A 21,975-nucleotide genomic window follows, 5' to 3' on the forward strand; every position below is an offset into this window, starting at 1 on the left:
TGTTTGCTCCGCCTTGCGTTGTATTTCTCTTTCGTGTAATGTTTTTAAAATATATTTCAAATTAGAAATTGCGGAGTTTCTCATTTCAAAATCATACTGAGTATCAAAAATTTAAGCTTCCTAAGGTTGCGTTCAACGGGCTTTCATCTCTTGTCTTTCAGACAAGACGAAAGCTTAGCTATTATGGACAGTTATTTAAAATTTACTTACAGCTATTGGAAAATTGGTACTTCCATCACTCACTGGCCATTGATTTACACCGAATTCGTCACTTGCTTTAACAAATGTACTTGGAAGTACTAATCTCATTAATTCGTCTGCTGGTAAAATTGCACAATGTCTTGAAGAATCAAGATGCCAATTCATTGCATGTTGTAAAAACATTTTGGAAAATATGAAATTGTATGCTTCTTCTCCTAGTTTACAAGCATAACAAACCATTAAACCATTTTGACATCTTTTTATATGACTTTCATAAATCTCTCTGGATTCTTCTATAGTTAATGGATTTCTGAAAATTCCACCATTTTCAAACGCTGGAATTTTATCAGCCAAATCAACTATTGGCACTGATTGTGCTAGAACTCTACAACTTTCAAGTATAATAATTTGTTTATCACAATTTAATATAAATTGTCCCGCTTTTACTATTTCATTTTCATTTAATTCAAATAGTTGATTGTCATTTTGATTTGCACCATGACCAATATATACTATGATTCCGTAGTCTAATTTTTCAGATGATAATTTCTCTTTTAATTCTATGTGAGTAGGTTCATCCATATATTCTATTTCATTGATGTAATAACCTCCGCCTGCTGTACTTTTAAAAAACTCCGAAAACCACTCACAAAATTGTCTGTCAATGGTTCTTTCTCTTTCTGTTTTTGAGTAGCCTTTAATTATATAAACTTTTCTATTCATCAATTTTGTAGTGTGTTATGGGCAGTTATTTATTATTTTTTAGACTGTCTATTTGTTTTACAGCATCAGATTTTGTCTTTTTATTTATCATTGGAGTAGGTCTTGTTAAATGTTTATTAGAAGAGTTATTATTTTCTTTTTTAATCATACCATCCTTACCATAAAGATTATCATAGTTCTCTTTTGTGTTTTTTATTATTGATGATATTCCTCCGTAAATTAGAATACCTATTAATATTCCGACAACCATTTTATTGTTTTTTAATTTATTTAAAACGTTATCGTATAAAGATTCCTTTTTGGAATTGCTCAATAATTTGCCTTGTTCATATAGTTTTAATTCTTTAGAAATAGAGTCATTAAACTCAATAGTTAGTCTTTCCAAGATATCAAAATATTTATCTAAGTATTTTGAATCAATAAGTTCAGGCTTTGTTTCAACGCAATAGAAGTTTTTGTTCTCCTTTGTGTATGTTTCTAATTGCATTGTAAGAAAACTATATGCTGTTTCATTATACTTTTCTAAATGTGAATATTTTGTTCTTTCTGGTTTTTCAAAATATTCAGTTTCTTTTTTATTTACTTCCTTTAGAAATTCTTTATATTTAATAGCATTCCATTGTTTGACTGTTTCAATAATTTCGTCTTTATTCACTTCTGAAAGACTATTTTCAGAAATATTGTCTTTTAATTCCTCAAAAAATGTAGTTATAGTTAATTGATTACTTGTATGAATTATTTGATTTGTTTCTTCTTTTAAGTTTTTAAACAAATTTAATATGTGATTAATTTGAAATTCTAAATTTTCTTTTTCCCAACCATATAAATCATCTGTTTCCTTTCTACTAAAATAAGAAGTGAATTCATATATTGATTTTCCTTCTTTAAATTCAATCAAATTATTTATAGCCCAATTTTTTAGTGGAAAGAGAGGTTTCATTTTCGATGCGTTTTTTTGTAATTGCCCATAACTTATAAAGTAAACGAAACATTCTATTCTATTTCATACCCATATAGCAAGATATGCGAATGTTTTTAATCTTTGTTTCGCTTTATATATTTCAAATATAAGTATTCTTTTAACATCTTGATAAAAGGTATTTAATAAATAAGATGTAAATCATCAGCAAAAAGTGGACAATTTTAGTCACAAAAAAAAGCAGTAATTATAAAATTACTGCTCGTATATCTTAAAGCTGCACTTCGAAAACTCCATAATACGTAATAAGCTACTCCGGTTCCGTTCAACGGACTTTCATCTCTTGTCTTCCAGACAAGACGACTCGACCGAAGGGACAGAGCGAAGCTAAAGCTTAGTTATTATACGCTGGCTTATTTATATTTCAGAAAGTTCTCTTCTTATTTCAGTAACAAGTTTTTCTTTTATTTCAAGAGTTTGTGCAGCTAAATTTTCTATAAGATTTTTTTGTTCATTCATTGATGTCATATCTTTTTCAATGATTTGTTTAGCTAAATCTTTCATCATTTGTGCAGATACATCGAATGATAATTGTGATAAACGATCCATTTCATCTAAAAGAGTTAGTACGCTATCACCAGCTATTAATTTTAAAGAATTTGTTTCATTTTTGAACTTAAAATATCTTTCTTGAGATTTCATCATAATTGCTTGAATAGAATTAGAAAATTCTGAGGCAGCTTTTAACTCTTTTTCTGTATCGCCAACGTTACATAAATAATCTGTATTGAATTTTGTGAGAACAGGGAGAAATTCTTGTTGCGCTTCTAAATTTCCAACTTGTGATTGTTCGTCTAAAAGAGTAAAATATTTCATATAAGCGTTACTTTTAGTTTCATATTGAATTTTACGTCTAGTTGTTTCTAGACCGTATTTTGAAGTAACTTTTTCCTTTTCTTCTGTTATTTGTGAGGTATCTTCAATTATTGCTTTGTTTTTTCCTTTTTCTTTAAAATAGGAAGTTAAATATCCGATTAAAAAACCTCCAATTAGCGATAAGATTATTTCCATTGGTTTTTGGCATGAAGTTTAGAAAGCTTGCGTACAACATATATATATATGCGAAGTTACACTTTTTATTCAAATGTTAAAATTTATTGTAAAACCCTTTAAAGTCAGTAGTTAAGAATACTTGAGCTGCACTTCGCAATAATATAACTGAAGGCGTATATGCGAAGGTTATTTTTTTGTGAAGATATAAAAAAAACAGTGTAAAGTATAAATTAATACTAGTACAGTATTTTCTTAATTAACAGAAGAAAATATTAGCGTACAATATTGTACTACTAAAGTTTTGCATTAATGTTAACTTCCTTCGGTTTAACTCATCTATTTGATTTGTTTTGGCATTCGTTGAATTTACATTTCGTTCAACAGGCTTTACTTCATGGTTTATTATTTGTTTTAGTATTCAGTGATTATTAATTCATCTACCTCATACATTCTATTAGTTTTTGTATTCGGTGAACCTAAAGGTTTCATGTCTTCCACACAAGACGACTCGACCGAAGTGACAGAGCGAAGCTAAAGCTTAGTTATTATCTGCTGCCTTTATTTTTTCATATTTTTTATTAATGATATTAACGTTCCAATTGATAATGTCAAAATACTAGTTAACCAAAGTTTATAACCTAATTCTAATGAAGTTATTTTCGAAAGACTTCCAGATGAACTTGCTGTTATTTCTTCCATTAATGAAAAACTAAATGCAATTATCGATGCAATTATTGAAAGTATAATTCCAACGTTTTTCTTTCTAATAATTTGAATTATTGACAATATATAAATTGGATTTGCACACCAAAAAAAAAAACCTGTAATTCCACCACCTAACGGAAAAGTCCAACCAAAAAAGAAAAGCATTAAACTATTTGCCCAAGCTGCTGGATTTTCATCTCTGTCAATATAAAAAGCGGGTTGCGATAAAGAAATACATAAAATAATCAGACTTATACAAATTGTATATTTCTGAAAATTTGGAAGGCTTTTTAATTGTTTAATTAAATTCATTTTAAGCGGTTGCCTTGGAAAGGTTGCACATAACTTATATATAAGCAAAACATTCTACTCTATTTCATACCCATATAGTAAGATATGCGAATGTTTTTAGTGTTTTTGTTTTATATACATTTCAAATATAATGATTTTTTTAACATTTAGGAATTATTATTTATATCTCAAATTCTAATGAAATCATATCCTTTCATTGCAATAAGAATGTTGCTTTTTTATATATAAAAATATATGTATATATAAATATATTAAAATCGCGTCAAATGTTAAAATTTAAAATTAACATATAAAGGAGTTTATAGTTAGTAAAAAATTTATAACTTGGGTTTTGAAAAAGAAAATCCATGAAAAAGAAATTAATTTATATGTCGATAGCGACCTTTGCTATCGCACAGAGTTCTATTGCTCAGAACCTTGATTTACAGACACCTGCAAACAATCTTAAGCAACAAATTTCATCAATATTTCCTATTGTTGCCTGTATTCTATTTGTAGTTGTTGCCTTAGTTAATTTAGGCCATTTTACCAAAGAGGGTGGCGATTGGAAAAAGGGCGTTTTTAACATTGTTCTTTACTGTGTTATCGTAGGGGTTATTGTTAGTTTATATCAGTATGTAGGTTCCACAAGTTTATAATTTAAAAAATACTTTCTGGCTATGAGAAAGATTAAGAATTATAAACACTTTAGAAAAGAACCTTCTATTTGGGGTATGAATGTAAAGGCTTTTATGGTCTTTATAATTGTTGTTATATGCTCATTAATGACATTAACAACCGGAGTTTCCATCCCTAAACTTATTGTTTTATTACTAATAATAGGAGTCTCTTATTTGGTTTGTGTTTCCCTTCTTTCTAATAAAGGATTGTTTTCAAGTGTATCAGATGAAAAATTACCAAACAAAATATCGAAATACGAATGATACTACATTAGCTATAGATCAAAATAAAATCTGGGCAGCCAATGGAGTGTTTGCTATGGCATATCATATTGATTTGCCTGAGAAATATTCTTTGGGAGAAGATGATCTTGAAGCTATGAATGATTTTTGGCATAAAGCCTTTAAATATCTTCCCACAAATACCATAATTTGTAAGCAAGATATGTATGCTCAACGTAATTTGAGTACGCATGCTTGGTCTGATACTAACTTTTTGCAGAGATCTACTAAAAGCTATTTTAATAATCGACCATATTTAGAACATTCGTGCAATCTATTCTTTGTACAATCAAGTATCGATACGTTTTTCAATGATAAAATTCAAAATCCTTTTAAGCGGCTAACTAAAAAGAAATTTACTCAGTATGATGATAAAATCAGAAGTTTTATTGATGCTGTTGAGAATACCGTTTCCTTTTTGATTAATCAAAAACTAAATAGTGGTAATGCGTTCTGTATTCAGCCCTTCACTTTTGAGGAAACTATGGCGTATGAAGATTTCTTCTTCAATGGTTTTACTAATGATGTAATTACAGATCGAATTTTTGAAAAAGACCATATTCAGATAGGTGATAAATTTTTGGCAACCGTTTGTATTAATGATGAGAAACAAATGCCTGATGCTATCAATTCATATAAATTAGATAAAGACTTCTCTACGGCAAATTATAAATTCTATCAAAGTAATGGAGACATTTTTGGGTTCGATCTAAACTTTGATCACGTGTATAATCAAATCATTTTTATAGATGATAGTAAAAAGCATACTCGTGATTTAGAAAAACGAAATGAACAACTGGAGAAATCTCAAAGATTTTCCAATGAGAACAAAATTGGATTTGATCAAACCAAATTAATTATAGAAGATGTAATCAACGAGCGAGATCATGTGCAAATTATTCGTGGCCATAATAACATTATTGCAATGGCATCGAATATGGAAGATTTAAAAATGCGTTCGAATCAAATTATTCAAAAGTGCCGGGAGCTGGATATCAAAGCATATTTGCCTATTTCGAATTATTTAAATGCTACGTTTAATTACTCATTCCCTTTATTTGCGCAATATTTTTCAAACCGTCAAACTTATCGTGCAAATTTAGATTTAGCTGTTTCGTTATTCAATAATACCACGAATTATAAGAGCGATAAAGAGGGAATTTTATTCAACTCTCGCTTTAATTCTAACATTCCTGTACGCGTGGACACCTGGGATGAAAACAAAAAATATATGAACGCCCGAAACTTCTTTATTGTTGCTCCTACGGGTTATGGAAAGTCGTTTTTAGCGAATCATATTTTTAGAAATTTTAATGAGCAGAATAACAGTAAAACCGTAATTATTGATTTAGGAGGATCTTATAAAAAGCTATCTGCCCTTTATTCGGACACAGCTTATATTACCTATCAAGAAGGACAAAGCTTAGGGATTAATCCTTTTTTAATAGAGGGAGAAATAACGTCTAAAAAGATTGAAGAATTAACGCTGTTCGTGCAAACGCATTATAGAAGAGATAGTGTTCCTAGTCAAAAAGAAAGTACAGCTCTAAAAAAAATTATAGAGCATTATTATCTAACAAAAAGTAGAAATAATGATACCTATTTTTCCTTTTTGAATTTTGTTGATTTTGTTGAAAATTCAAAGGATAATCTTTTATCTACTCTAGAAATTGATACAGATTATTTTGATTTAAGAGAGTTCCTCTTCTTGTTGTCTGATTTTAGAAAAAATGGATTGTATGAATTCCTTTATCGAGAAGATGAAGATACAATTATTCAATCATTAGCCGACAAACGAATTATCGTTTTTGAATTAGATGAAATAAAGGATAATGAACTTTTGCTTACCATTATGCTTCAGCTAATCGGGATTACTATTGAGGATATTATTTGGAAGGATAAATCAACACGAGGATATATCTTTTTTGATGAATTCGCTAAACAATTAAAATTCGATGGAATTTTAAATAAAGTGGAATACTTCTTTCAGGCGGTACGTAAACAAAACTCGGCTATTGGTATTGTTCTACAATCAATTACCCAATTACCTGAAAATACCACAGCCCGATCAATTATTGAAAATACTCAAATGTTATATGTTCTTAATGCTAAGGATTACCGTGAAATTCAAAAACGTTTTCATCTATCTGATCATGCGTATAATCAATTAGTATCTATACAAAGTAATTTTTCTGCGGAACAACCTTATTCGGAGGTCTTTATTATGCGTGGAAACGTTCATGGTGTTTATCGATTAGAAACACCTCAGGAAGTGTTTTGGGCATATCAAACAGAAGGTAGCAAGAATCAAGAATTGATGAATTATTACCAGGAATATGGAGATATGGAGAAAGCAATTGCAAAAATGATTAGTAATAAATAATGTAAAAAATAAGCTATGAAAAGAATTTTTTTACTCGTTGCATTATTAGTTGGTATAAGTAGTAATGCACAAATGATTACCGTTACTGAAGCTCCTGCCACCGATATTTTATTAGGGGAGCAGATTGCAGACGGATTGAAGAGTTTACAGGTATCGATGGACAATTACGAATTGGTGAAATCGAACGTGGAAAAAATTGAAAAGGTGAATTCATATATCGGACAGTTACAACTTATCTCTGATATGATCGATCGACAGCAAGAAGCTATAAAAAATGCTCAACAGGTTGAAAAGCTGATAAAGAATATTAAAAATGCTTCTACTGCTAAATCCACATTGAATTCAGTTTCTAATTCGCTAACAGCCATTAATAATTCGGCAAAGATGATTAACAAAATTACTTCGTCCGGGTTTTTTAATATGAGCGACAAAGAACGTATTGATATGCTTGAAAAAGAGAATCAGACAATATCATCTAATGCAAGAAAAATAAAAAGTAAGCTGTACATCCTTAAAAATTTGTAGATGGACGCATTTGATTTTTCATTCATAAATAGCATTCGACAATCCATTGAAAGTGAAGATATTTTAAACTACACTATTACTGGTTTTAAAGCATTTGCGATTGCTTTATTAGGGTTAAAATATTTAGGCAAGTACTTTCAGAATATGGATCATGAAGAACCGCGATTAGGTGGGTTTATGGAGGTTTTAGGTGCGGGTATGATTATTATTTCAGCCGACTGGATTATCGATATGATTGAAAACATATTTGCTCAAATTGATGATTCTATAACCACCAAAACCGTTCCTTTTAATACGGAAGTATTTACTAATGCAATGCTTGAATTGCAAATGTTACAAGACGGATGTTCGGGGTTTGACTGTATTAATGTCTTTATTGATTCGTTTGTTGCCAATTGTATCATCGTCATATTCTATTCGATTTATTGCTTGTTATGGGTGTTGGATAATTTGGTGTACGGGTTTTATTTGATAGAACGAGTTTTTTTAATTCAGATTATGAGGTTCGTTTTTCCCTTAGCTATTGTCTTTTCACAGTTAGATGGAACAAAAGATTTTTTTTACCGTTGGATAAAAAAATATGTAGGGATTTTAATATTGCCCATACCGTATATGGCCATATTTCATTTGTCGAATTTAGTAATGACACATACCTCGCAAATTCAAAGCGTAAACCCTGATGATCCTGCTAATTTAACTAAGAGATTATTGCTCTATATCGCAGGTTTAGGTATATCATTTTTCTTGAAAATTAAACTGTTTAGTGGTACCAAACGATTAGTAGATAATTTATTCAATTAGTATGAAAGTAGGAGAAAACATATTTTATAAACTAAAAAGAAACAATGTAGCCGTATACGTTATGGCTGTAATTACGTTGGTTTCTGTTGTGTCATCAGCATACTTTAGCTATCAAACCTATCTTCATAGTCGCAATCATGTGTATGCAATAGATAGTAAAGGTCAAATGATTCCTTTAACGCTGATTGATCAAAAGAAAGACCGTATTAGACAAGTAATGGCAAATGCTGATTTGTTCGTGAATTACGCTTACGATATCGACGCCTTTAATTACAAAGAAAAGAAAGAAAAATTATCCTGGTTGTTAGACAATCATGTAATACGGATTTTTAAGAATAAAGAGAATGCCGGCTATTATAATCAGTTGCTGCAATACAATATTATTCAACACGCAAAAGTGCTTCCTGAAACCATGAAATGGTCAGAAGAAAACGGAAAATATACGTTGCGATTTATTTCTCAGATACAAATTATTAATACAGGGCAAAGGCAGGTTTACAATATTCAAATTAAGTTGAATATGATTGATGTGTCAATTAATTATCCATACAATCCTTACGGACTTTTGATAGTTGATTATGTGGAAGAAAATAAGGTTTTAATTCAAGATGTTGAACAGTTAAAAGAAATGGAATAGATGAATTGGGATTTTAAGAATTTAAGTGAAGAAGATAAACGTAAATACATTGTTTATACCATTTTTGGAATTATTTCAATAGGTGTAATTGGTATTGGCTTTTCTTTCGTGGGTACTAAAGATTCATCCAATAAGGAAGTGAATACTATAGATGTTCCTTTATCTTCAGAAAAAGAACAATACGAAACAAGGCTACAAGCTTTACAAAAATTTGATACCGTTAAGGCTGATCCAAATCAGCGCATGACTCAATTTTTTGCAAGAAAAAAGTCGGATGATATAGAAGATAATATAGAGTATTTCAATCAGAATAAATCGGAAACAAATATGAATTCTGATTATGAGCCAATTCATCAGCAAGTGGATAATACTGCTCCTGCCCAAACTTCGAATTACAACCGATACGGAAATTCATCCATGTGGCAAGTAGAAGAACCTCAAAATAGTAACATTGGGTATTCATCAGCTAATTACGTTGAAAACAGAGTACAGCAAATTGAACAACGCACTACAGTTCAGACTACTGAAACTTATATGAACAATATCGTTGCCGTAGAACAATCAAAAAAAGATCTGTTCGAGAATGGCAAACAAGTAGGTAATGGTACGATTCAAGCAGTTGTTAGAGGCACACAAGAGGTTAAAAACGGACAAACTTTACGGTTTCAAACCAATGCAGATGGTGTCATTAATGGCGTGAAAATTCCTCGCAATACGTCATTATTTGGTATCGTCCGTTTTAATCAATACCGTGCTGAAATTACCATAGAAACAGCTAATATTAATGGATCGATCGTGCCTGTTAATCTAGTGGTTTACAGTAATGATGGTTTAAAAGGAATTCCTATCTCTTTAGATGAAAGTCTAAAACAAGGAAGAAATAGTGCTGTTGATGATGTAGCAAGAAGTGGTGGTATTTTAGGTAAAGCTGGAAGTGTAGTTGGTAGCGTAGTATCAAATAAAGTTAAAGAATCTTCAGTGAAATTTATTGATAATCAAAAAGTCTTATTAATTCAAAAATGATAAAGTTATTTACAATCGCATTATTCTTCATTGGATTAGAAGTAAATGCACAGGTACAAGTCTTAAAAGCATCAACAGATAAATTCATTACGGTACAATTCCCTTCGAAAGTTGATTTTTATCAAAACTCAGTATCTATCCATGATAAAGTCGGAATTAGACAAGTAGATGATATTTTGTTCATACAGTTTTTAGAACCCAATGTTCAAGAAACCAACTTATTTGTAAAAACGGTTGATAATAAAACGTACAATTTTCTATTACAATACCATGAGGATCCAACAGATCTTACCGTTCGAATTGGTGCAAGCGATATAATGAAGGAATCACAATCCAACGCTACTTCATTACCAGTAAGTAGTTCCAACATAAGCCAAAAGCTTTTGAATGAATCCGGGTATATCAAAAGCCGTAATATCTCATCTTATAAAAACATCAAGGTTATTTTAAATGGGATTTATGTCAATAGCAATAAGATGTATGTTTTAATGCGAATTGATAACAATAGCAATATAAATTACGATGTAAATGCCTTTAAGTTTTATATCACTAACTCCAAGGGTATCGCTACCAGTGAGCAAACGGTTGATGTGAATATTCTAAATGTAACTCCTGATTTAAAAGTACTTCCTAAGGGAAAAAATAATATAGTTTTTATGTTCGATAAATTTTCTGTGGGGGATGATAAACAGCTTCTTTTTGAATTAACAGAGAAAAACGGAGATAGAAATTTAAGTTTCAAAATTTTAGCATCATTAATTGATAACGCACGCTATTACAATTAAAAAACAAACTATGAAAAATATTTTATTGTTCCTTTTCGGACTTTTCTATGCAACAACTTTTGCTCAAACACATTATGCAGGTCAATACAGCTTAGGGCTTAATTATGGCTTTGTAAATAGTGGAACAAACTACAATATTAACGTTCAAAAGCTTATTGGAAATAAATTTTTTGGAATGCGAGCCGATTTAGACCTTTTGAAACAAGATTATAGCCTTGCATTTTTTGGTGCAACAAAATACCAAGGGAATTTTAATAGTAAAAGAGTTGGTATTGCAGCTACCTATTCGCTTGAAAAAGTAATACCACATCCCTTTTATCTTCAGCTTTATATCGGTGGAATTTATAGTAATGAAGATCTTAAAAATTTTGATCTTCCTGAAGGAGCGATGCCTTCATACAACCGAAATAATTTTGGTGCATATGGAGGTACAGAATTAGAGTTTGTTCTTTTTCCAGCGCTCTCATTCACTGGAGGGTTAAAATATCAAAACATCTTTAAGTCTACTATTGATAAAGAAATCATTTTTGGGCAAGTAGGTATCAAAATAAACTTTTAGTCTAACACATTTAAACTTTTTATGCTATGAAAAAGATTTTAAAATTATTCGTTTGTTGCGTGCTTCTTATAAGCTGCTCAGATGAGGAGAATCTTATCGGTGGAAATTCTGATTATAAATTTCCGTTTGAAATTGTTATTACTGGTGAGAGTAATTCGGTAAGTAATATTCCTTTTGATATTACTATTCATCCATTAGAATCGGGAGAGATTGAAAACCCTAATCCGGATTATAAATTCAAATTTTCGGTTATGGATGCACAGGTTAAAAACGGTGAAACATTGCTTACAAATGATACTTGGCTGAATTATAGCGATCTGTCGCAAGGTAAGCTTAACCTAACATTTAATTCTAACAACAATTCTTCTGCTAAAACCTTGACTGTTACTATGAAAAATAGCCAAGGATATGAAGTAACTCAGACCAAATCTTTCGGTGTGGCTAATCTTGAGTTAGATTTTGAAGTGAGTCTTTTAGATGATCAGCAGAATCCTTTACCTGATAACGTTATACCGTATGTAAAAAGACAAAATACGGTAATAAAAGTGCAGAATTTAGTTCCCGAAAATACTATTACAGGTGTAAAGTTTCATAGTAATGCTATTTTATCTGTAAATGGAAATCCTATTACAAACTCTACTGTTATTCCATATGGTTCAGGTGTATTTACAATTAAATATAAAGATGATAGTTATGGTGTACAGCCTATAAATGTTATTGCTATGGATCAACAAAACAATGAGGTTACTAAAGGATTGATTGTTGATTTAAAGTATAAAGTTTTTGATGTGAATTTTACGTGGGGAACTAGTTCTTCTGTAGCTACAAATACCAGTGATTTATTAGAGTTTTATGTAGTAGGTAATTGGAATTCTAGTCCTTATCATTTTACTAGAACTGGTGGAAGAACTGATAAATACATAAAAATAAACCTACAAAAATATGACCCAGACGAAACATTTTATTTAGAATGTATTCGAACACCTAATACCCTTCTTAAATATTATGGGGGAAGTTCTAATGGAAATCAAAATACCGATCCATTGGATACAAATTGGCAAGGTCATTATATATTGGAAGAAGGTTCAAATTACGTCATATTAGATGCGAATTTTGTTGCTCAATCTTCAACAATATGGGGTTCTGGTACAGTAACTTTTAAAGTAGTTAGTAGTAATGGAAACGAGAAAACTAAAAATTATAATATAAACGTGTATTTAAACGGATCATTAAATTAAAATAATTATATATGAAAAAGTTAATCTTATTTGTCTCAACTGCATTTATGCTTATATCGTGTAATGAAGATGAACAATTTGTAAGAAATGAAGATGGTATTTCTGCTTTACAAATTGAAAGTTCATTCGTGTCTCTTGATAAAAATGAAATCCCTGTTGATTTTACATTTTATTCGGCAACAGATGTTCAATCTGTAATTATGAATATTGATTTTGATGGAGAAATCAAGCTAAATGGCAGTACAGTAAGTGGTAATTTTCAATATCACATAAATGATAATGTGACATTAACTCCTAATGAATATGGAAGAACTCAAGCAATTGTTTCTTTACCTGAACATAGTGCTTTTTCAATAAAAGATTTTTACACTATTGAATCAAATGGTCAGCCGTATGTATTTGTGAATAATTTGATACAAAGATCACCACAATACTCTAATGGTAAAATATATTATGAAACAACCGATGGTAATTCATATTCAGTAAATAAAGTCCAATTAGTAGTATTAAGTGCACAACCGTATGAATTTTCTATTGATGAAAATAATTCAATCTTAAACTCTTCAACTACTATTTTTCAACGAACTGATTTATTATCTACATTTGAGTTAGGGCTAAAAGATCAAAATTATGGATCTAATAGTTTTTCTTTTATTTTTTCTGACGGTCACGAAGTCGATTACAACTTTAATTACGTAAAGACATACTGGTTAAATTAATTATTAAAATCAAAGGGCGCTTTTACCGCTCTTTGATTTTGTAATAATGTACTCCTTCAGGAATATGTGTATGTAACAAATGCGGATTAGCAAACTTGAAAAGAGGGTCAGCTATTATTTTTTGTTGCCTCTCGTTTCGTACAATTTGAAAATCAAAAAACGTGTACTTAAAATATATTGGCTTTAGTTGGTGCTGCTTATAGAAATTAAATATATAGTTTATAGCTATAAAAGTAGGCACATATGCTTGGGTTTCCTTGGGCATATAAGGACGTAATTTCCAATAGTTTTTTGTTTTATGCTTTTTGATTAAATTTTCTATTCGTGCGGGTCCGGCATTATAAGCCGAGATGGCTAAATTCCAATCTCCAAATTTGTCGTGCAAATATTTTAAGTAGCGTGCAGCTGCATCGGTTGATGCTACTGGATCATAAAACAAATCGACATATTTATCCTGGTATAAACCATATTGTTTGCCTGTAGCTGGCATAAATTGCCAAATCCCCTTCGCCCCTGCTGAAGATATCGCTCGTGGGTTTAAGTTTGACTCTACAATGGCTAAATATTTTAATTCAGGAGGAAGATTATATTGTGCTAATTTGGACTCAAATAAAGGGAAATAATAGGTTGACAGCCCTATTATTTTAGGTAACCATTTATAAGACAGGTATTTTTTTACATAATAATAGGTAACATCGTTATATTCAATATCTAGAGAAGTTTTGTTATTTAAATAATAAAAATATTCTTTATAGTTATTTAGTGATAAATTAATATTATTGTTTATATTTTCGCTTAGTTGTATACTATTAAGAAATTTGTTGTCATTTTTTAAAAAAATGGTGTCTTGTAATTGCGAGAAGCTTTTAACTGAGGGGATTATTAAAACGTATATGATGAAAATAATCTTTTTCATATGGAAATTAACAAGTTTAGAAAGCAAAATAAATTAACCCAAAAACGGATTTCTGAAATAATCGGTTGCCACCACAAGACTATAGCCTATATGGATAGCCGAATGAATGAACATCTTTTTATTCAATATTTAAAAGTACTTCGACAACATGGGTTTGATGTGAATGAATTTATTGATTATCAAATTACTCTTACTGAAAAGTCACCTGAAACCGAATAATCAAATATAATAATTTTCATTTTGAGGTGTTAAAAAAAAGAGTCTATATTGAGGAATATGTTATATTTATATTTTAAATAATTAATCAATTTTTCTCGTATGAAAGGAAAGCCTTTTATATTTTTAATTACCATTTTTTTATTAATTAGTTTGTTGGCTTTATCCTTTTTGGATATACCATCCCTTGTACAAAACATTATCTATTTTGTATTTGGGTTAATTGGAGCTTATTTTATTTTCAATAATTATTTTATGGGAATGAGCGATGAAGAAAAGAAAAATTGGAATATTAATTTAGATTTTTATAAAAAGAAGAAAAGTAAAAACTAAAAATTTATGCTTATTTCATGCAAAGAATGTAACCATAAAATTTCTGATAAAGCTAATACTTGTCCCAATTGTGGCTATCCATTGCGGAGAATTAAACCAGCTGTAAAATCAAAAGAAGGACTTTTTCTAAAGTCTATGAATTTTGGTTGCTTTCTATTTATAATATTTCTGATTCTCCGCAAACACACCTAATATTTTTAGTATATTAGCGCTCAAAAAGCAGGGATTATGAACATATTCAGTTTTACGGCTCATTTCGGTTCGGAGGAAGATTGTCGTTTGCATTTCAAGGAGCAGCGTGATAAGGAAGGGGTTGTCTGCAAGCGATGCGGGGGCACTTCCCATTATTGGTTACAGGGTAAATGGAGTTATGAATGCAAAGGTTGCCGTTTCCGCACCTCGTTGCGCAGCGGTACGATCATGGAGAGCTCCAAGCTGCCGTTTCTGGTGTGGTACAAAACGATGTTCCTGATGAGTTGCACAAAAAAGGGATTCTCCACCAACGAACTCCAGAAGCAATTAGGATTGAAGCGTTACGAACCGGTATGGGCGATGGTACACAAACTCCGCAGGGCGATGGGCAACCGGGATGCAAGGTATACACTGGAAGGGATGATAGAACTGGATGAGGGTTACTTTTCGGTGGCCAGTAAGGAAATCGAGCGAGGCAAGGGTACACGTGGCCGGGGAGCCGAGGGAAAGCAGAACGTTGCGGTGATGGCCGAAAGCACCCCGTTGGAAGATATCGAAACGGGCAAAAAGGAGAAGCATGTGCGTTATTTCAAGGCCAGGGTACTGGATAGCCATCAAAGTGAAGGAATCAACGGCGTGGTCAGGGACTGCATGGAGGATGATGCCATCGTATTTTCGGACAAAAGCACTTCTTACGTTGACATCTCCGATCTGGTGGAATTGCACGTCACCGAGAAATCAGACGCCAAAACCACCAAGGAAACACTCAAATGGGTGCATATCGCAATCAGTAATGCAAAACGGACATTGCTGGGCAACTACCATAAAATCAAAAGGAAATACTTACAGTTGTATCTCAACGAGTTTATTTACAAATTAAACAGACGGTATTTTGGAGACAAACTCTTTGACAGACTAGTAATTGCGAATATAACAGGTGCATAAACGGATAATCAGAATCTTTAAACATCCTAATTAACTACCTGCGGATTTTAGGTATTATTATAGAAGCCCCCATGAATAAATCGCTCATCATTTTCGGCATCGTCAACATAACCTCGGACAGTTTCTCCGATGGAGGCCGGTATCTGGCGCCAGACGCAGCCATTGCGCAGGCGCGTAAGCTGATGGCCGAGGGGGCAGATGTGATCGACCTCGGTCCGGCATCCAGCAATCCCGACGCCGCGCCTGTTTCGTCCGACACAGAAATCGCGCGTATCGCGCCGGTGCTGGACGCGCTCAAGGCAGATGGCATTCCCGTCTCGCTCGACAGTTATCAACCCGCGACGCAAGCCTATGCCTTGTCGCGTGGTGTGGCCTATCTCAATGATATTCGCGGTTTTCCAGACGCTGCGTTCTATCCGCAATTGGCGAAATCATCTGCCAAACTCGTCGTTATGCATTCGGTGCAAGACGGGCAGGCAGATCGGCGCGAGGCACCCGCTGGCGACATCATGGATCACATTGCGGCGTTCTTTGACGCGCGCATCGCGGCGCTGACGGGTGCCGGTATCAAACGCAACCGCCTTGTCCTTGATCCCGGCATGGGGTTTTTTCTGGGGGCTGCTCCCGAAACCTCGCTCTCGGTGCTGGCGCGGTTCGATGAATTGCGGCTGCGCTTCGATTTGCCGGTGCTTCTGTCTGTTTCGCGCAAATCCTTTCTGCGCGCGCTCACAGGCCGTGGTCCGGGGGATGTCGGGGCCGCGACACTCGCTGCAGAGCTTGCCGCCGCCGCAGGTGGAGCTGACTTCATCCGCACACACGAGCCGCGCCCCTTGCGCGACGGGCTGGCGGTATTGGCGGCGCTGAAAGAAACCGCAAGAATTCGTTAACTGCACATTCGGGATATTTCTCTATATTCGCGGTTCAGCAGGCATGTCCCCTTTGAGGGCGACCCGACGACAGGATAATCGACCTTATGGTGCGCAAATATTTCGGCACAGACGGTATTCGTGGCAAAGCCAACGAAGGCGCGATGACGGCGGAAACCGCCTTGCGCGTCGGCATGGCGGCTGGCCGTGTCTTTCGTCGCGGTGACCACCGCCATCGTGTCGTGATCGGCAAGGATACGCGCCTGTCGGGCTATATGCTTGAACCCGCGCTCACAGCCGGTTTCACCTCGATGGGCATGGACGTATTCCTTTTTGGCCCGCTGCCGACAACGTATAGGAAGAATAAACGCCCTTTTCACCCAAGTCCAACAGCTTTGGACCGCAGTTGACTCTTTCGACACCCCTGCGATGCAACCCAATCCGGCTGACGGGGAGCCAGCAACGCTGAAAATTTACCCTCCTCTTTCCCACTAGCGGCTCCTTTTCCGACAACCAGCACGGCGGATCCCTGCCGCGGCGCTGTGAACGCAGCATTTTGATTGGTATCGTTGGCCTTCAGGCTCGTCAGTCAAACAGACCCAGGAGCAGCTCAGCCGGTGGCGCCCGGCTTTCGGGTAACGCCCTGGTCCCGCTGGTTTCGGCTTTGTGCTTCAGGTGATCAAGGATCTGCTTGATCACTATAGGGTCTTCAATGCAGGCGATGACTTTCATGGCGCCGCCGCAGCCGCTGCAGGTCTCGATGTCGATATTGAAAACACGCTTGAGCCGTTGCGCCCATGTCATCGACGCTCGCCGTTGTGCTGGTGTTGCCGGTTCATCAGCCACCCTGACCTTGTTGCCCCTGCCCCGTTTTGCCGGCGTGACCAACGCCCGGTGCCGACTGTTGGGTGCGAACACCCCGTGGAAGCGGGTTAGGTTGACTCTGGGCTTCGGTACCAGGGCGGCCAGCCTTGCAATGAAATCCAATGGTTCGAAAATGACGTGCGTGGTGCCGTCCCGGTACGGCGTCTTGAGCTGGTAGCGCACGTTGCCGCCTCGTGTTAACGACAGCCGCTTCTCGGATACCGCCGGGCGGCTGATGTACCGGCACAGCCGTTCGAGCTTCTTGCGTTCATCGGCCCTGGCCGCCACGCCGGCGTGCAGGCTGGACCCGGCTACCTTGCCAATCCCGTCACCGAACGGATCACCACTGGTCGGCAGAGTTTGCAAAGTGAACACCTTTCGCCCCGCCTGTGAACCGACAGCGATACGGTAAGTGATCGAGTGCCCCAGCAGGGGTGTCATCGGGTCGTCATCCACCGCATCCGAGGCCAGATAGCTGTTTTCGACATCCCGTTCCAGCAGGCCTTGCCGTTCCAGATAGCGACCCACCCGGTGGGCGATGGTGTGCGTCAGCTGGGTGAGCTCTGGGCTGGTCGGCGCCTTGACCCAGCGGAAACGCGCTGAGCCGTGGGATTGCTCGACATACACACCGTCGAGAAACAGCATGTGGAAGTGAACATTCAGATTGAGCGCCGATCCAAAACGCTGGATCAGGGTGACCGCGCCCGTCTTGGCCACTTGGTGGGTATGGCCCGCTTTCTTGACCAGGTGCGTGGCAATGACGCGGTAAACGATGCCCAGCACCCACCCCATGATCTCGGGCCGGCTGGCAAACAGGAAACGCAGCTGAAACGGGAAGCTCAACACCCACTGACGCATGGGTTGTTCAGGCAGTACTTCATCAACCAGCAAGGCGGCACTTTCGGCCATCCGCCGCGCCCCACAGCTCGGGCAGAAACCGCGACGCTTACAGCTGAAAGCGACCAGGTGCTCGGCGTGGCAAGACTCGCAGCGAACCCGTAGAAAGCCATGCTCCAGCCGCCCGCATTGGAGAAATTCTTCAAATTCCCGTTGCACATAGCCCGGCAATTCCTTTCCCTGCTCTGCCATAAGCGCAGCGAATGCCGGGTAATACTCGTCAACGATCTGATAGAGAAGGGTTTGCTCGGGTCGGTGGCTCTGGTAACGACCAGTATCCCGATCCCGGCTGGCCGTCCTGGCCGCCACATGAGGCATGTTCCGCGTCCTTGCAATACTGTGTTTACATACAGTCTATCGCTTAGCGGAAAGTTCTTTTACCCTCAGCCGAAATGCCTGCCGTTGCTAGACATTGCCAGCCAGTGCCCGTCACTCCCACTCGATTGTAAACAAGCACACAAAACCCTTTAGTGACAACAATTTGCAAGAACTATCAGGCTCAGTGCCATGAAAAATACCATGACCAGATCATGAGGTTGAACACGGCTTGCGCCGGCAGCGTTCACGCTCCTGGTCGGCGATCTCGCCCGGCTGCAATGCTAGCTCAGCATCGGTCATGCGCTCCAGCACGTCGCGTAGGCGGATGGTGCAAGGAATGGGCGGCAGCTCGAACTCATAGCCGCCGGCGATCATTTCGGCCGCAATCTCCTCGGTGATGAAAAACGGCTCGTCGTCTTGGTTCGGCTTCTTCATGCCCTTTCCTCCTGGCGCTCATCCTGGCCGACAGCGGCCAGGGCATCGGCTTCCGTCAATGCGTCCTCCACGAACGCGCCGTGCTGCTTCGCTTCGGCCTGGCTGACCTCGGCCCATATCCGTTTCACCTGGGCCGCACTGTACCCGGCCAGCTCGGCGGTCTTGTTGATGCTGTAGCCGGACTTGCGCAGCGCGACAACTTGGGCGCGGCGCTTCGGATCAGCACGGCGGCCCTTGTACCGCCCGGCCTGGCGGGCCAACTCAATGCCTTGGCGCTGGCGTTCGCGCCTGTCCTCGTAGTCGTCGCGGGCCATCTGCAAGGCCAGGCGAAAAAGCATGATCTGCACGGCTTCCAGCACGATCTTGGCGACGCCCTGGGCCTCGGCCGCCAGGTCGGATAGATCGACCACGCCAGGGACGGCCAGGCGTGCGCCTTTGGCCTGTATCGAGGCCACCAGGCGCTCGGCCTCGGGCAAAGGTAGGCGGCTGATGCGGTCGATCTTCTCGGCAATGACCACCTCGCCGGGCTGTAGGTCGCCGATCATGCGCAGCAGCTCAGGCCGGTCGGCGCGTGCGCCGGATGCCTTCTCACGGTAGATGCCGGCGACGTAGTAGCCGGCGGCCTTCGCGGCCGTAGTGATCGCCTCTTGGCGTTCCAAGTCCTGCGCGTCGGTGCTGACGCGCAGATAGACCCGCGCCACCATCGGCGCGGCTACTGGCTTCGTCCTGCGCATACTTGCGGGCTCCTTTGGGCATACTCAAATGCACCCATCTTAAACTGGCAGGCCAATTTATCACATATCGATCTAAATGCGCCTAGCTCATTTTTACAGCTTAAATGAGCTATTGAGCACACTCCATATTTCGACTATTATTGAAACATGGAAACGATAAATGCTGTAGCCGCCCTGGCGGCCATCGCTCAAGAATCGCGCCTCGCGGTGTTCCGGCTTCTCGTCCAGGCCGGCCCCGCCGGCATGGCCGCCGGAAAAATCAGCGAAGCGGCCGGCATCCCGCCGTCTTCGCTATCCTTCCACCTGAAAGAGCTGGCACACGCCGGCATGGTCACGTCGCGGCAAGAAGGCCGATTTGTGATCTACGAGGCGAACTTTTCGACGGCCACTAACCTGGTGGCCTTTCTCACGGAAAACTGCTGCGGCGGCCAGGTGTGCAACCTGTCTTGCACCACGGAAGCCGGGAAGGTGTTGGCATGAGACTTCGCCATCTTTCCGACCCCGATTCTTTGCCCGCTTTGGACAAATCCTTTGCCATCGAGCGCCCGGCGCTCGGGCTGGCACCCGACGCCCCGCCGGTGCGTATCCTGCTGCTGTATGGCTCGCTGCGCGCCCGCTCGTTCTCACGGCTGGCCGTCGAGGAAGCGGCCCGGCTGCTGCAATTCTTTGGCGCAGAAACACGCATCTTCGACCCGTCCGATTTGCCGTTGCCCGATCAAGTGCAAAGCGACGATCACCCGGCCGTCAAGGAGCTGCGCGCCCTGTCCGAGTGGTCAGAGGGACAAGTCTGGTGCAGCCCGGAACGCCACGGTCAGATTACCAGTGTCATGAAGGCGCAGATTGACCATCTGCCGCTTGAAATGGCCGGCATCCGGCCGACCCAAGGCCGCACCCTGGCCGTGATGCAGGTATCCGGCGGCTCGCAGAGCTTCAACGCCGTGAACACCTTGCGTCTGCTCGGCCGCTGGATGCGAATGTTCACCATTCCGAACCAGTCGAGTATCGCCAAAGCGTTCCAAGAGTTCGACGCGGCGGGCCGCATGAAGCCCTCGCCGTACTACGACCGAATAGCCGATGTGATGGAAGAACTGGTGCGCTTCACGGCGCTGGTACGGCCGCACCGTGAAGCACTGACAGACCGCTATTCCGAACGGAAAGCGGCCGGCCACGTCATCGACGAGGCCACCGATCTTTCATCCATCGCCATTGCTCCCCAGCCACTACCAGAAAGCGAAACATCATGACCGAAAGAATCTATAACGTCCTCATCCTCTGCACCGGCAATTCGGCGCGCAGCATCATGGCCGAAGCTCTCATCAACACGATGGGGCAAGGGCGCTTCCGCGCCTACAGCGCCGGCAGTCACCCAACCGGCAAGGTCAATCCCTTCGCCGTCGAAAAGGTGGAGTCGGTGAATTACCCGACCGAGAATCTGCGCAGCAAGAGCTGGGACGAGTACGCCACGCCCGACGCACCGAAGATGGACTTCATCACATCGAGCCGCGGCTTGGCGAAGTGCGGGCTTGAATTGAGCGAAAGTTCAATTCAGAACCGAACGAAGCAAAAGCTGTGGCTTTTGGTAAATTTAATAAAAAAACAAAAGCAAAACAGCTTTTGCGAATAAGGAAGCATTAAATTTCAATTTTGCACTTAACCCCGCATTTTGCTAAGCCGATGTTGAACTAAACCTCCGGTAGCTTTCGCTGCGATGATTTAGTACCTTAGTATTTATTAA

The 21,975-nt window shown here is 38.6% G+C and carries 27 protein-coding genes; 19 read left to right on the plus strand and 8 right to left on the minus strand.

All coding sequences use genetic code 11. The features are described 5' to 3' along the window. Positions 1 to 195: 195 nt before the first annotated feature. The 4 genes from EG242_RS09610 to EG242_RS09625 all read right to left on the minus strand — a co-directional run bounded on the left by EG242_RS09610 (position 196) and on the right by EG242_RS09625 (position 3,913). Entirely contained in the window at positions 196 to 924 is a 729-nt protein-coding gene (locus EG242_RS09610) for a hypothetical protein (RefSeq protein ID WP_124899674.1), read from the minus strand. A gap of 25 nt (positions 925 to 949) precedes the next feature. Further along, positions 950 to 1,864, minus strand: a complete 915-nt coding sequence (locus EG242_RS09615; RefSeq protein ID WP_124899675.1) for a hypothetical protein — start codon at positions 1,862 to 1,864, stop codon at positions 950 to 952. A gap of 396 nt (positions 1,865 to 2,260) precedes the next feature. After that, positions 2,261 to 2,914 (minus strand): hypothetical protein, encoded by a 654-nt coding sequence (locus EG242_RS09620; protein WP_124899676.1) that lies wholly within the window; start codon positions 2,912 to 2,914, stop codon positions 2,261 to 2,263. Positions 2,915 to 3,454: 540 nt separating this feature from the next. Beyond that, positions 3,455 to 3,913, minus strand: a complete 459-nt coding sequence (locus EG242_RS09625) for a hypothetical protein (RefSeq protein WP_124899677.1) — start codon at positions 3,911 to 3,913, stop codon at positions 3,455 to 3,457. 347 nt (positions 3,914 to 4,260) lie between these two features. On the opposite strand from EG242_RS09625, the gene EG242_RS09630 reads away from it, so the two are divergent. The 10 genes from EG242_RS09630 to EG242_RS09675 all read left to right on the plus strand — a co-directional run bounded on the left by EG242_RS09630 (position 4,261) and on the right by EG242_RS09675 (position 13,524). After that, positions 4,261 to 4,551, plus strand: a complete 291-nt coding sequence (locus EG242_RS09630) for a hypothetical protein (RefSeq protein ID WP_124899678.1) — start codon at positions 4,261 to 4,263, stop codon at positions 4,549 to 4,551. 247 nt (positions 4,552 to 4,798) lie between these two features. After that, positions 4,799 to 7,237 carry a TraG family conjugative transposon ATPase gene (locus EG242_RS09635; RefSeq protein WP_124899679.1) on the plus strand — a complete coding sequence of 813 codons (2,439 nt, stop codon included), beginning with the start codon at positions 4,799 to 4,801 and terminating at the stop codon, positions 7,235 to 7,237. Positions 7,238 to 7,252: 15 nt separating this feature from the next. Continuing rightward, a complete protein-coding gene (locus tag EG242_RS09640; RefSeq protein ID WP_124899680.1) occupies positions 7,253 to 7,762 on the plus strand; it encodes a hypothetical protein in 510 nt (169 codons plus the stop codon). Further along, on the plus strand, positions 7,763 to 8,563 hold the full coding sequence (locus EG242_RS09645; protein ID WP_124899681.1) for a hypothetical protein: 801 nt from the start codon (positions 7,763 to 7,765) through the stop codon (positions 8,561 to 8,563). Between the two features lies 1 nt (position 8,564). Then, on the plus strand, positions 8,565 to 9,200 hold the full coding sequence (locus EG242_RS09650; protein ID WP_124899682.1) for a hypothetical protein: 636 nt from the start codon (positions 8,565 to 8,567) through the stop codon (positions 9,198 to 9,200). After that, positions 9,201 to 10,223 carry a conjugative transposon protein TraM gene (traM, locus tag EG242_RS09655; protein ID WP_124899683.1) on the plus strand — a complete coding sequence of 341 codons (1,023 nt, stop codon included), beginning with the start codon at positions 9,201 to 9,203 and terminating at the stop codon, positions 10,221 to 10,223. Beyond that, on the plus strand, positions 10,220 to 11,008 hold the full coding sequence (locus tag EG242_RS09660; protein WP_124899684.1) for a DUF4138 domain-containing protein: 789 nt from the start codon (positions 10,220 to 10,222) through the stop codon (positions 11,006 to 11,008). Before traM ends, EG242_RS09660 begins: the two co-directional genes overlap by 4 nt. Positions 11,009 to 11,018: 10 nt before the next feature. Further along, a complete protein-coding gene (locus tag EG242_RS09665; protein WP_124899685.1) occupies positions 11,019 to 11,567 on the plus strand; it encodes a hypothetical protein in 549 nt (182 codons plus the stop codon). Between the two features lie 59 nt (positions 11,568 to 11,626). Further along, entirely contained in the window at positions 11,627 to 12,805 is a 1,179-nt protein-coding gene (locus EG242_RS09670; RefSeq protein WP_124899686.1) for a hypothetical protein, read from the plus strand. Between the two features lie 47 nt (positions 12,806 to 12,852). Next, on the plus strand, positions 12,853 to 13,524 hold the full coding sequence (locus EG242_RS09675) for a hypothetical protein (protein WP_124899687.1): 672 nt from the start codon (positions 12,853 to 12,855) through the stop codon (positions 13,522 to 13,524). A gap of 22 nt (positions 13,525 to 13,546) precedes the next feature. Here EG242_RS09675 and EG242_RS09680 read toward each other — a convergent pair whose 3' ends face one another. Next, on the minus strand, positions 13,547 to 14,440 hold the full coding sequence (locus tag EG242_RS09680) for a lytic transglycosylase domain-containing protein (protein WP_124899688.1): 894 nt from the start codon (positions 14,438 to 14,440) through the stop codon (positions 13,547 to 13,549). Between EG242_RS09680 and EG242_RS09685 the strand changes: the two genes are divergently transcribed. The 6 genes from EG242_RS09685 (at position 14,441) to EG242_RS09710 (ending at position 17,402) form a co-directional block, all read left to right on the plus strand. Beyond that, a complete protein-coding gene (locus EG242_RS09685) occupies positions 14,441 to 14,659 on the plus strand; it encodes a hypothetical protein (RefSeq protein WP_124899689.1) in 219 nt (72 codons plus the stop codon). Between the two features lie 99 nt (positions 14,660 to 14,758). Then, positions 14,759 to 14,989 (plus strand): hypothetical protein, encoded by a 231-nt coding sequence (locus EG242_RS09690; RefSeq protein ID WP_124899690.1) that lies wholly within the window; start codon positions 14,759 to 14,761, stop codon positions 14,987 to 14,989. Positions 14,990 to 14,995: 6 nt separating this feature from the next. Next, on the plus strand, positions 14,996 to 15,181 hold the full coding sequence (locus EG242_RS15245) for a zinc-ribbon domain-containing protein (RefSeq protein ID WP_124899691.1): 186 nt from the start codon (positions 14,996 to 14,998) through the stop codon (positions 15,179 to 15,181). Positions 15,182 to 15,217: 36 nt separating this feature from the next. Then, positions 15,218 to 16,126, plus strand: coding sequence for an IS1595-like element ISBbi1 family transposase (locus EG242_RS09700; protein ID WP_005807145.1), 909 nt, complete (start codon positions 15,218 to 15,220; stop codon positions 16,124 to 16,126). A gap of 71 nt (positions 16,127 to 16,197) precedes the next feature. Then, complete coding sequence (sul2, locus tag EG242_RS09705) at positions 16,198 to 17,013, plus strand: sulfonamide-resistant dihydropteroate synthase Sul2 (RefSeq protein ID WP_001043260.1); 816 nt, start codon at positions 16,198 to 16,200, stop codon at positions 17,011 to 17,013. A gap of 86 nt (positions 17,014 to 17,099) precedes the next feature. Further along, positions 17,100 to 17,402, plus strand: a complete 303-nt coding sequence (locus EG242_RS09710; protein ID WP_000251875.1) for a phosphoglucosamine mutase — start codon at positions 17,100 to 17,102, stop codon at positions 17,400 to 17,402. A gap of 175 nt (positions 17,403 to 17,577) precedes the next feature. Here EG242_RS09710 and EG242_RS09720 read toward each other — a convergent pair whose 3' ends face one another. The 3 genes from EG242_RS09720 to EG242_RS09730 form a co-directional block, all read right to left on the minus strand. Further along, the gene (locus tag EG242_RS09720; protein WP_001120888.1) at positions 17,578 to 19,071 is read right to left on the minus strand and encodes an IS91-like element ISCR2 family transposase; all 1,494 of its coding nucleotides are present in this window, start codon (positions 19,069 to 19,071) and stop codon (positions 17,578 to 17,580) included. 210 nt (positions 19,072 to 19,281) lie between these two features. Then, the gene (locus tag EG242_RS09725) at positions 19,282 to 19,506 is read right to left on the minus strand and encodes a hypothetical protein (RefSeq protein WP_000743213.1); all 225 of its coding nucleotides are present in this window, start codon (positions 19,504 to 19,506) and stop codon (positions 19,282 to 19,284) included. After that, positions 19,503 to 20,240, minus strand: coding sequence for a recombinase family protein (locus EG242_RS09730; protein WP_001366550.1), 738 nt, complete (start codon positions 20,238 to 20,240; stop codon positions 19,503 to 19,505). Before EG242_RS09730 ends, EG242_RS09725 begins: the two co-directional genes overlap by 4 nt. Before the next feature lie 147 nt (positions 20,241 to 20,387). Between EG242_RS09730 and EG242_RS09735 the strand changes: the two genes are divergently transcribed. Genes EG242_RS09735 through EG242_RS09745 form a run of 3 tightly spaced genes read left to right on the plus strand, consistent with a single transcriptional unit; the run spans position 20,388 to position 21,864 of the window. Beyond that, a complete protein-coding gene (locus EG242_RS09735) occupies positions 20,388 to 20,720 on the plus strand; it encodes an ArsR/SmtB family transcription factor (RefSeq protein WP_000447876.1) in 333 nt (110 codons plus the stop codon). Beyond that, positions 20,717 to 21,484: an arsenical resistance protein ArsH gene (gene arsH, locus EG242_RS09740; RefSeq protein WP_001239389.1), complete on the plus strand. Its 768-nt coding sequence runs from the start codon at positions 20,717 to 20,719 to the stop codon at positions 21,482 to 21,484. The genes EG242_RS09735 and arsH overlap by 4 nt, the downstream gene beginning before the upstream one ends. Continuing rightward, positions 21,481 to 21,864 carry an arsenate reductase/protein-tyrosine-phosphatase family protein gene (locus EG242_RS09745; RefSeq protein ID WP_203227699.1) on the plus strand — a complete coding sequence of 128 codons (384 nt, stop codon included), beginning with the start codon at positions 21,481 to 21,483 and terminating at the stop codon, positions 21,862 to 21,864. The genes arsH and EG242_RS09745 overlap by 4 nt, the downstream gene beginning before the upstream one ends. Positions 21,865 to 21,975: the final 111 nt, after the last annotated feature.

This window comes from Paenimyroides viscosum, assembly GCF_003858535.1.
GTDB classification, from domain to species: domain Bacteria; phylum Bacteroidota; class Bacteroidia; order Flavobacteriales; family Flavobacteriaceae; genus Flavobacterium; species Flavobacterium viscosum.

Bases quoted from the DNA above. Each gene is read 5' to 3' on its own strand.
- EG242_RS09730 (WP_001366550.1), bottom strand. From the start codon at position 20,240: ATGCGCAGGACGAAGCCAGTAGCCGCGCCGATGGTGGCGCGGGTCTAT.
- EG242_RS09745 (WP_203227699.1), top strand. From the start codon at position 21,481: ATGACCGAAAGAATCTATAACGTCCTCATCCTCTGCACCGGCAATTCG.
- EG242_RS09710 (WP_000251875.1), top strand. From the start codon at position 17,100: ATGGTGCGCAAATATTTCGGCACAGACGGTATTCGTGGCAAAGCCAAC.
- EG242_RS09690 (WP_124899690.1), top strand. From the start codon at position 14,759: ATGAAAGGAAAGCCTTTTATATTTTTAATTACCATTTTTTTATTAATT.
- EG242_RS15245 (WP_124899691.1), top strand. From the start codon at position 14,996: ATGCTTATTTCATGCAAAGAATGTAACCATAAAATTTCTGATAAAGCT.
- EG242_RS09680 (WP_124899688.1), bottom strand. From the start codon at position 14,440: ATGAAAAAGATTATTTTCATCATATACGTTTTAATAATCCCCTCAGTT.
- EG242_RS09635 (WP_124899679.1), top strand. From the start codon at position 4,799: ATGAAAAATTACCAAACAAAATATCGAAATACGAATGATACTACATTA.
- EG242_RS09645 (WP_124899681.1), top strand. From the start codon at position 7,763: ATGGACGCATTTGATTTTTCATTCATAAATAGCATTCGACAATCCATT.
- EG242_RS09665 (WP_124899685.1), top strand. From the start codon at position 11,019: ATGAAAAATATTTTATTGTTCCTTTTCGGACTTTTCTATGCAACAACT.
- EG242_RS09720 (WP_001120888.1), bottom strand. From the start codon at position 19,071: ATGCCTCATGTGGCGGCCAGGACGGCCAGCCGGGATCGGGATACTGGT.
- EG242_RS09675 (WP_124899687.1), top strand. From the start codon at position 12,853: ATGCTTATATCGTGTAATGAAGATGAACAATTTGTAAGAAATGAAGAT.
- traM (WP_124899683.1), top strand. From the start codon at position 9,201: ATGAATTGGGATTTTAAGAATTTAAGTGAAGAAGATAAACGTAAATAC.
- EG242_RS09700 (WP_005807145.1), top strand. From the start codon at position 15,218: ATGAACATATTCAGTTTTACGGCTCATTTCGGTTCGGAGGAAGATTGT.
- EG242_RS09625 (WP_124899677.1), bottom strand. From the start codon at position 3,913: ATGAATTTAATTAAACAATTAAAAAGCCTTCCAAATTTTCAGAAATAT.
- EG242_RS09620 (WP_124899676.1), bottom strand. From the start codon at position 2,914: ATGGAAATAATCTTATCGCTAATTGGAGGTTTTTTAATCGGATATTTA.
- arsH (WP_001239389.1), top strand. From the start codon at position 20,717: ATGAGACTTCGCCATCTTTCCGACCCCGATTCTTTGCCCGCTTTGGAC.
- EG242_RS09615 (WP_124899675.1), bottom strand. From the start codon at position 1,864: ATGAAACCTCTCTTTCCACTAAAAAATTGGGCTATAAATAATTTGATT.
- EG242_RS09685 (WP_124899689.1), top strand. From the start codon at position 14,441: ATGGAAATTAACAAGTTTAGAAAGCAAAATAAATTAACCCAAAAACGG.
- EG242_RS09650 (WP_124899682.1), top strand. From the start codon at position 8,565: ATGAAAGTAGGAGAAAACATATTTTATAAACTAAAAAGAAACAATGTA.
- EG242_RS09725 (WP_000743213.1), bottom strand. From the start codon at position 19,506: ATGAAGAAGCCGAACCAAGACGACGAGCCGTTTTTCATCACCGAGGAG.
- EG242_RS09610 (WP_124899674.1), bottom strand. From the start codon at position 924: ATGAATAGAAAAGTTTATATAATTAAAGGCTACTCAAAAACAGAAAGA.
- sul2 (WP_001043260.1), top strand. From the start codon at position 16,198: ATGAATAAATCGCTCATCATTTTCGGCATCGTCAACATAACCTCGGAC.
- EG242_RS09735 (WP_000447876.1), top strand. From the start codon at position 20,388: ATGGAAACGATAAATGCTGTAGCCGCCCTGGCGGCCATCGCTCAAGAA.
- EG242_RS09640 (WP_124899680.1), top strand. From the start codon at position 7,253: ATGAAAAGAATTTTTTTACTCGTTGCATTATTAGTTGGTATAAGTAGT.
- EG242_RS09630 (WP_124899678.1), top strand. From the start codon at position 4,261: ATGAAAAAGAAATTAATTTATATGTCGATAGCGACCTTTGCTATCGCA.
- EG242_RS09660 (WP_124899684.1), top strand. From the start codon at position 10,220: ATGATAAAGTTATTTACAATCGCATTATTCTTCATTGGATTAGAAGTA.